General features: G+C 47.4%; 3 protein-coding genes. All 3 read right to left on the bottom strand.

Annotated elements, in window-relative coordinates; all coding sequences use genetic code 11:
* Positions 1–39: 39 nt before the first annotated feature.
* On the bottom strand, positions 40–411 hold the full coding sequence (locus Xbed_RS18785; RefSeq protein WP_086114315.1) for a hypothetical protein: 372 nt from the start codon (positions 409–411) through the stop codon (positions 40–42).
* A gap of 1 nt (position 412) precedes the next feature.
* Positions 413–757 (bottom strand): hypothetical protein, encoded by a 345-nt coding sequence (locus Xbed_RS18780; protein WP_086114314.1) that lies wholly within the window; start codon positions 755–757, stop codon positions 413–415.
* A gap of 2 nt (positions 758–759) precedes the next feature.
* On the bottom strand, positions 760–1,018 hold a 259-nt coding region (locus tag Xbed_RS18775), incomplete at its 5' end, for a DUF7370 family protein (protein ID WP_139837556.1).

Raw genomic sequence — 1,018 nt, 5'->3', positions numbered from 1 at the left:
CAGATTTACCCAAATAATGGCGGAACTGTTCAAATACGGTCATAATGATTTCAATTCCTTCGTTACGGCCTTGTCAATCTGAGACCTCATTTCATCGAATCCCAACTTCAAAAACTCTTTCTTCGCCGTAGCCCTGCGGAAACTCTGCTTAACCTGTGGATCGTGGACATAAACGGCATAGTTTGCCGAATAGCCCACACGTCCAGTCAGCATGACGCCATCAAAGCGAATATCGCGAAATTGAGAGTTAATTAGCGTGGAAGTATCAATGGGGGTGTAAAGCGTAGATTGGGTACTTCCGATGTCTAGTGCCTGATACATGGCGCGAACAATCTTCCTCCCCCGAATATCACCAACTAACGCATTGAGCTTGGATTTTGCCTGTTTGATGCCTCTGACCTTTACGCCCATATCACACCCCTGTGACTAACGCATAATCATCCGCGATGCGTTCGAATGTGTCTGCATAGCGGATAATGTGCTTTATTTCGTCAGCATTGGCTTTTAATGGATCGGGTTCCGTGTGTTCTCCCAGTAAAACATAATCCCCCTGTTTCGCCTGTGAGAACTCAGTCCAGAATATGTTTTTGATAACAACCTCGGCGCTGACGCCTGACATCACCCGCTTGGCATCGCCGCCGTAGTCACACAGAAACAATTCTGGTTTATGGAATGTCGATTTATTCCATTCATCAGTCCCTGCTTGCCGCCAGATTGTGGCGATAGCGGTATATGCCCAATTAGCAACACTACTCATAGCTACCCCACCACATCAAAGAAGCCAACCGTTTTACTCTCCAGCGGCAAGCCAGACAAACAACCCTGTTTATCCCACGCCCTGATTTGTTTCAGCAGGTAATCAGTGCCAGCGGGATCATAAGTAAATGTGCGGGAGCCACCGGAAGGTGAGCCTTGTGAAGCAATCTTTCTTGCACCAGACAGGGACGCCAAGCGGACGGTGGCATAGATCAGTAATAATTTCTGTAAACTTTCATCATAGCCATTAGACGCCATGCAC

It is taken from the genome of Xenorhabdus beddingii (assembly GCF_002127545.1).
GTDB classification, from domain to species: Bacteria; Pseudomonadota; Gammaproteobacteria; order Enterobacterales; family Enterobacteriaceae; genus Xenorhabdus; species Xenorhabdus beddingii.
Note: the sequence above shows the minus strand (reverse complement) of the source record. Positions and strands in the feature narration are given on the sequence as shown.